At 71.1% G+C, this 5,704-nt stretch carries 8 protein-coding genes and 1 pseudogene; 3 read left to right on the forward strand and 6 right to left on the reverse strand.

From position 1 onward, the window contains the following. Positions 1 to 3: 3 nt before the first annotated feature. Positions 4 to 108, forward strand: coding sequence for a hypothetical protein (locus ABZ374_RS47765; RefSeq protein WP_360324923.1), 105 nt, complete (start codon positions 4 to 6; stop codon positions 106 to 108). A gap of 16 nt (positions 109 to 124) precedes the next feature. On the opposite strand, the gene ABZ374_RS47770 is transcribed toward ABZ374_RS47765, so the two are convergent. Both ABZ374_RS47770 and ABZ374_RS47775 read right to left on the reverse strand, forming a co-directional pair. Then, positions 125 to 397 (reverse strand): hypothetical protein, encoded by a 273-nt coding sequence (locus tag ABZ374_RS47770; protein ID WP_360324907.1) that lies wholly within the window; start codon positions 395 to 397, stop codon positions 125 to 127. Positions 398 to 993: 596 nt separating this feature from the next. Then, positions 994 to 1,296 carry a hypothetical protein gene (locus tag ABZ374_RS47775; protein WP_360324909.1) on the reverse strand — a complete coding sequence of 101 codons (303 nt, stop codon included), beginning with the start codon at positions 1,294 to 1,296 and terminating at the stop codon, positions 994 to 996. Between the two features lie 531 nt (positions 1,297 to 1,827). On the opposite strand from ABZ374_RS47775, the gene ABZ374_RS47780 reads away from it, so the two are divergent. Next, positions 1,828 to 1,965: a hypothetical protein gene (locus ABZ374_RS47780; RefSeq protein WP_360324912.1), complete on the forward strand. Its 138-nt coding sequence runs from the start codon at positions 1,828 to 1,830 to the stop codon at positions 1,963 to 1,965. Positions 1,966 to 2,132: 167 nt separating this feature from the next. Next, entirely contained in the window at positions 2,133 to 2,447 is a 315-nt protein-coding gene (locus ABZ374_RS47785; RefSeq protein ID WP_360324915.1) for a hypothetical protein, read from the forward strand. A gap of 600 nt (positions 2,448 to 3,047) precedes the next feature. Here the strand turns inward: ABZ374_RS47785 and ABZ374_RS47790 are convergent. From ABZ374_RS47790 to ABZ374_RS47805, 4 genes and pseudogenes are all read right to left on the reverse strand, one after another. Then, a complete protein-coding gene (locus ABZ374_RS47790) occupies positions 3,048 to 4,259 on the reverse strand; it encodes an ETX/MTX2 family pore-forming toxin (RefSeq protein ID WP_360324918.1) in 1,212 nt (403 codons plus the stop codon). A 94-nt stretch (positions 4,260 to 4,353) separates the two neighbouring features. Then, the gene (locus ABZ374_RS47795) at positions 4,354 to 4,698 is read right to left on the reverse strand and encodes a hypothetical protein (RefSeq protein ID WP_360324926.1); all 345 of its coding nucleotides are present in this window, start codon (positions 4,696 to 4,698) and stop codon (positions 4,354 to 4,356) included. Positions 4,699 to 4,906: 208 nt separating this feature from the next. Then, positions 4,907 to 5,050 (reverse strand): annotated as a pseudogene (locus tag ABZ374_RS47800) (helicase associated domain-containing protein); the annotation flags it as partial. Positions 5,051 to 5,301: 251 nt separating this feature from the next. Further along, the coding region (locus tag ABZ374_RS47805) for a PP2C family protein-serine/threonine phosphatase (RefSeq protein WP_360324921.1) at positions 5,302 to 5,704 on the reverse strand (403 nt) is incomplete at its 5' end.

A 5,704-nucleotide genomic window follows, 5' to 3' on the forward strand; every position in this document is an offset into this window, starting at 1 on the left:
TCGGTGCGTTCGCACCCGTGGCTGGCCGATCACGCCGTCCAGGACACGGTGTTGTTGCCGGCGTCTGTGTTCCTGGAACTCGCCGTGCGAGCCGGAGCGTCTGTCTGACCTGCTCACAGGCTGATCAGTACGTATACGACGTGCTCGGTACGAGGCCGGGGATATCCTTCCAGCCGTCGTACTGGGTGACATACCCGATGATCTGCCGCTGCCGTGCTTCGAGGATCGGCCCCACCGAGTACGCCGCCACTGCGTTCCCGGCCGCGTCGACGACCGCCAGGCCCGAGGGGATGGCCTTCCCGCCACTGACGACGAGCTGGGGCTGACCGTCCACGTAGCGCAGGCTCAGCACGCCGATTTCCTCGGGCTTGACCTCGGTGACGGGGACGCCTTCCAAACCGGGCGACGCGGGGCCGCCCTCGGTTCCCTGGACGGCACCCAGGTCGGTTGCCTCGTATGCCTGCTCGTCCGACCTGTTCCGTACCCCCTCGCCGGCCGACGCCCTGTCGACCTACGGCGATCTTCCCATGACAACAAGTAATCACATCATCACCTCAAGAGTTCCGAGCACGACTCGACGAACCCGCGGGGGGAGTTGTGAGGTTCTCGGGACGGCTGGAAGGTCCACAGCGCGGCCGGAGACAACGAGGAGAGGCCCACGCGCCGTCCGGCACACCCCCGAACACGGCCCTGCGGGGCCCTGTGTGGCCGCGTGACGGCTACCGAATCCCCGTCGCGCACCGCCGAACCGGCAAAACCGTGAACCGACCGACGTCGGCGAGCACCACCAGGAGCACGACGCCGGCCAGTTCGGTGTCGCCGGCCGGCGTCGCCGAGCAGCCACCCCGATCGACGGATCAGGCCCACCGCATCCCCAGCACGGTCAACACCTCGACCCGCTCCGCCGGCCGTGTCACCCGCCGCTGCCCGGCTGACCGCAGCCCGGGGTTCGGACGAAGGTCCGGTACCGCCCCGGGGCCGCGGCCCCGGTGGTCATGCCAGAACGAGGACGCTGTTCCCGAGCTCGTACACGGCGCTGTCCCCCGCGCCGACGGCGCCGAGGAGGTTGCCGTCACAGTTGCGGCCGTCGAAGGCCAGGACCGTCGTGTCGGTCTCGTTGATCACCGTCAGCGGCCAGAGATTGCCCTGGTAGCACCCCGGGCCGGGGTTGGAGTACTTGCTCCCGCCGACCGTCAGCACTCCCTGTGCCGCGAGGGCCGCGCCGGGCAGCGTGCCCACCAGCGCTCCCGTCGTCACCAGTGTCACCAGCGCACCCGCAAGTCGACGACGCACCATGATCTACCTCCAGAGGATCGCAACCGGGCGGAGAGGGCGACCCCGTCTCCGCGGTCCTCGATTTCACCTCCGCCTCGGCGGAACATGAGAGGCGGCCGGGGGTTCAACCCGAACGCGGCGATCGACCACTCCTGTGGCCGAACCGCCGATGCCCACGATGCGGCGCGTCGGCGCGCCGGGGATCGGGTGAATCCGGCGCGTGCGGCGGGGAGTGTTCTTCAACGGGCCGGGTGGATCCCCGTGTCGTTCCCGGTGCAGGACTCCTGTCACCTCTCGTCGTCTCGTGGTGCTCGTCCCGTTCGTGGTGTCCGCAGTGGTGATGTCCGCCGGGACCAGTGTCGCCGCCACGAGCGGGATCGCGACCCGCACCGCGATCGAGGTCGACCGCCGGTCCCCGGGGACGGGTCGGCGCGCCGGGGATCGGTCGAATCCGGTCACCTGCGCGGGAGGGTGTTGTTCGATGGGTCGCACGACGCGGACGCCGTGACGCCGTCGCGGTCCCGGGCGCGTCGCCCTCGTCTCCTCCCGCGAATGCGTCGTCGACTCGCCGCGCTCGCCCTGACCTCGATCACCGCCGCGTTCCTGGCCCTGTCCCTGGGGGCGGGTTCGGCGGGCGCGGGCATCGACATCGACTCGATCTCCCGCTCCTCGTACGCCGGCACGTACTGAGTAGGTCGCACCCGGAACCGGCCGCCGCCGCTGCCGGCGGCGGCCGGGAATTCGGGGTACGGGCGGGGCCACGCCCGTGAACGGGTCAATCCCTCCGTTCACGGGCGGTCCCGGTGTGTGATCGCCTCGTCCGTTCCCCCCGTAGTCCCGACCCCCGGGAGCCTGTCGTGCGTGTCCGCTCGATCGTCGTCGCCGCCGCCCTGGGCGCGGCCCTGCTCGGCCTCGCCGTCCCCGCCCACGCCGCGACCGGTGTGTTCTGGACACAGCCCATCGAGGACACGTCCGGAGGACCGGCCGTCGAGAACCCGAAGGCCGGCACGTGCTACGACCTCGCCCCGGGCTCCTTCTCCGTCGCGCACAACGACACCGACGCCACCGCGCACACCTTCCCCGCCGCCGGCTGCAAGGGCGCCGCGACGGACATCCCCGCGGGAGACGTGGGAGGACTCGGGATCTACGGGAGCGTGCGCTTCGACTCCTGATCCCGCCGTCGAGCGACGGGGGCGCCGGCCGGGCGGCGGGGGCGCCGATCCGCGCTTCGCGCCTCGCGCGGCGTCATCCGTATCGGCCCGGCTCGCGACCGCCCCTCCCGGTGACCGTGTCCGACCTCGCGAAGGTCTTCGGAGCCGACACGTTCGGGTCCCGGGCCGGTGGCGGCGGCGGTGGTGGTCGCCGAGGCGCCCACCCCGTGGTCCCACGACGGGCTCGGCGACCTCGGCGACCTCGCTCCGGGCTCCGGTGCCGTGCCCGCGCGGAAGGCGGGGTCAGGCGATCCTCGGGCCCATGCCGAATGTGAACGTCTCGGTCTCGCCCGGACCCACCACGTCGACCATGAGGGCCCCGCGCAGCCCGACAGGTCGTGGATCCCGGCGACCTTGTCGGTGTCGTCGTCGACGACGAGGGGAGAACCGTCGTCGTAGCAGCCCGAGAGGTTGCGGGAGATCGTGGGGACGATCCGAAGAACGCCCTCCCGCCCCGCGACCGGATTCGACCGATCACCGGCGCGCCGCCCGTCCCGAGCCGCGCCCGACGACGCTCGGGCGGCGCTCGGGCGGCGACGCTCTCGTCTCCCAGGGGGTGGTTCAGTCGGCGAGCTCGGGGCTGATCCGGTCCAGGAGCGCCTCGAGTTCCGCGTCGCGGGTGGCGTTGCGGGAGAGGGTGCCGACGTCGGTCGCCTCGTTCGCGCTCAAGGGGTACCCGACGAAGTAGTAGCTCTGTTGGGGGGTGAAGTCCAAAGAGGCGTTCTGGCCGCCCACGGGAGTGCCGTCCTCCCGCAGCGCCTTGAGTCGGTGCCCGACCGAGTACACGGCGCCGGAGTGGCGGGCGGGGACCACCAGCTGCGCGGAGTCGACGCGTTCCTGCATCTCGGTCACGTTCGTGGCCGAGGAGTAGCCCGCCTCGACCGACACGGTCGCGCTGATCTCGCTCTCGATGCCGATGCTCAGACCCGTCTTCGCGGTGACCGACACGCCCGCCGTGACGTGCCAGGAATCCGACTTGGACGTGCTGATCCCCGTCGAGACGCTGTAGCCCACGGACTGCCTCTCGTCGTCGTTCCTGTTGTTGACGAACTTCTCCAGGTGGTAGCGCGCCTCACGCAACAGCGTGTACGTCGGCGAATGCTCGACCCGCCACGACGTGGTCTTCTCCGCGTCCTTGACGCCCGGGAACGGCACGACGATGGCCCGTGCCCTCACCCAGTCGGTGTCGGTGACCGGCTGCTCGTAACCGTCCATCCGGGGCTGCTGGGGAGCCGGACCGGGCGCGACCGCGATCGGCAGATTCAGCACGTGCATCGGGGGCTGGTCCACCGGCTTGTCCTTGGACTCACAGAACCCGCCGAACTGGGACGGGCGCATGCGGATGCCGTTGGTGCCGTACCAGTAGTCGGGAGCGACGATCCGCCAGACCACCGGGCCGACCACGTCGGCCTTGTGCACGTACGAGAACCCCTTGACCGGCGCTTCCCTCACACATCCGAAACGTTGGAAGAACGTGGGGTCGTCCCGAGGATTCTTTTTGGTGCGGATGGTCACATCGGAGAAGATCTTGTATCCGGCGGGAGGCACGGGCCGCCAAGTGTCCACCACAAAACTCTGGCCTAGTACCAGAGGTTGCCAATCGACGGGGGGACGCACCATGTCGTCCGTCGGGTCGGTGCCACGAACCAGCACCCGCCAGGCATCACCCGCCCCGTCCCTGTGGGCCAACCAGTACCACCCGTCCGGAACACCGTCGTCCGTGGTGAACCTCAGGGTGAGCGCACCGAACTCGATGTCACGAGATGTCGACATGTGTCCTACCTTCGTAGAAAGGGGTCCGACACGCACGACCCTTCCCGCGCCCCGGCACCAGAAGACCTCCGCTGGGCCGACCGAGCGCGACGGATCAGGCCCACCGTATCCCGAGCACGGTCAACGCCTCGATTCGCTCCGCCGGCCACGTCGCTTGTCGCTGCCGAGCGTTGGCCAACGCGACACCGAGCTTCACGCCGTGCGTCACGCCGTCGACCTCGACCGACTCGACGTGCTTGCGCGGCGCCGTCAGGTGCCCCTCACGCTCCCGGAACGCCGCCGCGGCCAGCGTCAGCACCCACCGGTCCACCGCCGCCGCCCGCCGCTCCGGCACCACCACCACCGCCGCGTCGACGCCCACCTTGGCCAACGCCTCCCGCTGCGCGGGCGTCAGGTCGGCCGCGCCGCTGCCGCTCCAGCCACGCCCCCACGTCCTCACCACCGGCGGTGTAGCCGGGCACCAACGCCCCGAGCGACCCGCCGCCCTCGACATGCAGCCGCACCACCGCCAGCATCCGCTGCCACTCCAACGACCACCGCCCGGCCGGATCGGCGCGCCCGGCCGGGTTCCAGTCCGCATCGATGTCGGCCAACCGCGCCCACCGCCGCGCCCACCGGCCGGGGTTCCTGGGCGACTCCAGCGGGCGGCGGCAGTTCGCGAGGAACTGCCCCACGGGATAGTTGTCGACCGCCGCCGACTTGGGCGCCGCCAGGTGCCCGTGCACGGCGAAGTACGCCCGACACATCGCCAATCCGTCCTCGAACGCCGCATCCTCGGCGTTCCACACCATCCCCAACGCCTCGAGCAGTTCAGGCACTGATCGCCCCGACCGACCACGCCCTGCGCTGCTCGCCGATCCACGCCCCGACGGGGTGGCCGGTGCCGGTGGCGGTTCGTGGCCGATGGCTTCCAGCGGGACGCGTAGGTCGCCGTGGCCTGTTCGGCCGCGTACCCGCGCGCTGTGGCCGACCCGTCCTCCCGCGACCGGTCGTGGACGGATCGCACCATTCGGACGGTTGCCGCAACGTCCGCGTTCTCCGGCTAGAGGCGGACGACGACCAGGGCGGTGTCGTCGGTGTTGCCGCCGGAGGGGATCAGTTCGGCCAGCAGGCTGTCGGCGAGGACTTCGGGTTCGGCGCCGCGGTGGCGGGCCAGGCAGCGGGCGAGCCGCTCCATGCCGTCGTCGATGTCCTCGTGGCGGCGTTCGATCAGTCCGTCGGTGTACAGGACCAGGGTGGCGCCGTCGACGAACCCGGTGGTGGCCTGGGGGCGCGGGATGTGTTCGGGGCGGGCACCGAGCGGCGGGTCGGTGGCCCCGGTGAGGAACTCGACGGTGCCGTCCGGGTGGGCCAGGGCCGCGGGCGGGTGCCCGGCGCTGCTGTAGGCGAGGGTGTGCCGGTCGAAGTCGACGACGATCTGCACGGCGGTGCTCGATTCGGCGCCG

The sequence above is a fragment of the Embleya sp. NPDC005971 genome (assembly GCF_040629175.1).
In the GTDB taxonomy this organism is placed as follows: domain Bacteria; phylum Actinomycetota; class Actinomycetes; order Streptomycetales; family Streptomycetaceae; genus Embleya.